This is a genomic window from Halorubrum sp. SP3, from assembly GCF_005435195.1.
Taxonomy (GTDB): domain Archaea; phylum Halobacteriota; class Halobacteria; order Halobacteriales; family Haloferacaceae; genus Halorubrum; species Halorubrum sodomense.
This window is the reverse complement of sequence record NZ_SGTU01000049.1, coordinates 1-1,887: the sequence shown is the minus strand read 5'-3', so window position 1 is coordinate 1,887 and position 1,887 is coordinate 1. Positions and strand designations below refer to the sequence as shown.

Below are 1,887 nucleotides of genomic sequence, written 5' to 3'. Positions count from 1 at the left end.
TACCGGCTCGCGAACTGGCCGATACTGTTCGAAAAAACGTCTCCCACTCTGCTGGATAGGGTCTCATTCTACACGCGGCTCTTGATGAGAGCGGGATACTACCGTCTGAGACTCTGAACGTCAGCCTAGATGACGCTCGGCGATCAATTCGTCAAGGAGCGATGAACGTCTATGGACGATAGGATGTCGGAACCCAATAACCGATAGTCCCATTAGTCGTCGGTGAGTCCGATTATGCCGATGGACACCCGCACTATAGCGCTGGGGGTCGATGGAGCGACCTATGATCTCCTCGACGAGTGGATACAGGCCGGGGAACTCCCCAATTTCGAATCGGTCGCCGACGAGGGGTTAGACTGGACTCTCGAAACGACCATTCCAACGCGGTCTATCCCCGCATGGCCCTCGTTTAATTCCGGTACCAATCTGGGAGTTCACGGTCTGTTAGATTTCAATTGTGACCTTGACTCCGATAGTGAGAAGCTCGTCGATCAAACAAACCTCCGAAGTACTCGGTTCTGGGACGTGCTAGCTGAAGATGGCGTCTCTCCTATTACACTCGGTGGTCTATTGACATACCCGCCTCGCGAGGTACAAAACGGCGTCGAGGTCTCGGGCCCGATGACTCCCGAGTCGGCGGAGGTATTCACAAAGCCAGGGTCCGTTTCCGAAAGAATCCGGGAAATCGTACCCGACTACGAGTTCGGTCCGTCGCTCGATGGTTCCCGGAGGGCGGTCAGGGATGCTTGTATCGAGTCAGCGGAACAGCGTGCGACCGTCGCGAAGAACCTGATGACGGAACACAGCTGGCAGTTTTTTTTCGGTCTGTTCATCGCGACCGATCGAGCACAGCACAAGCTCTGGGATACCCCCGAAGAGATCCTACCGGTGTATAAAGAGATAGATGACTTCATTGGGTGGATTCGAGAGAGGTATCCTAAAGCGAACGTCATTCTGTTTTCCGACCACGGTTTCACCTCACCACCCGAGCGAGATTTCTTCCTCAACGGATGGCTCGCGTCTCGGAACGACACTACCGAGGGAAGTCCGGACACTTCGTTGAAGTATACTGTTGCGAAGTGGGGCTATTCCAACGCTCGACAGTACATAGGCGTCAACTTCCGTGACCTCGTACCTGACCGCTTAGAAACTTGGTTAACCGGCACCGGAGAAGGTTCAAACTCGCCTGTTCGCGCCGCAAACCGAAATATCGACGGTATTCATGTGGATCTGCCAAACGAAGAAGAAGTAATCGAAGATCTGATCACCGAGCTTTGCGATCTGACCGACCCTGAAACCGGTAGCCAGGTGTTCAGAGGGGTCTACCGTAAAGAAGATCTGTATGAGGGGAAGTATCTGGAAGATCTTCCGGATATCATCCTCCTTCCGAACCCGGACTACAACGTCAACACCAACCCGAACAACCATATTTTCGGATTATTCCCGGGATCGGAGAACGAAGGGATGCACGATGCCGCTAGGGAGGGAGTATTGATGATGGCAGGACCGAATATCAAACAAGATCCCGAACGGAAAACGGCATCCCTCCTTGACCTCCCGCCGACCCTACTCCACATATGTGACTCACATATCCCGTCGAATTACGACGGAAAGGTACTCATGGACACACTCACGGGGGCACCGGCACAACGTGAAGTCGCTTCACGTGAACCGCTTCATACAGGACCTAAAACGACAACTACGACAGAAAACAAAGAAGACGTTGAAGAGCGTCTCTCAGACTTGGGATACCTCTGATGCAGGAGGCCATAACGGTTTCAATTCTGATCCCAGCGTATAACGAGGAGGCATACATAGAGGGTTGTATTAAAAGCATCCTGAGTCAAGACACGTCTTTTCGGTACGAAATAGTGGTATGTGACGACT

2 protein-coding genes are annotated in these 1,887 nt (G+C 52.7%); both read left to right on the top strand.

What is annotated here, in order from left to right; genetic code table 11:
• Positions 1-240: 240 nt before the first annotated feature.
• Positions 241-1,758, top strand: coding sequence for an alkaline phosphatase family protein (locus EXE42_RS15070; protein ID WP_158293423.1), 1,518 nt, complete (start codon positions 241-243; stop codon positions 1,756-1,758).
• A partial coding sequence (locus tag EXE42_RS20815) for a glycosyltransferase family 2 protein (RefSeq protein ID WP_137706854.1) occupies positions 1,758-1,887 on the top strand: 130 nt, incomplete at its 3' end. The genes EXE42_RS15070 and EXE42_RS20815, both read left to right, overlap by 1 nt.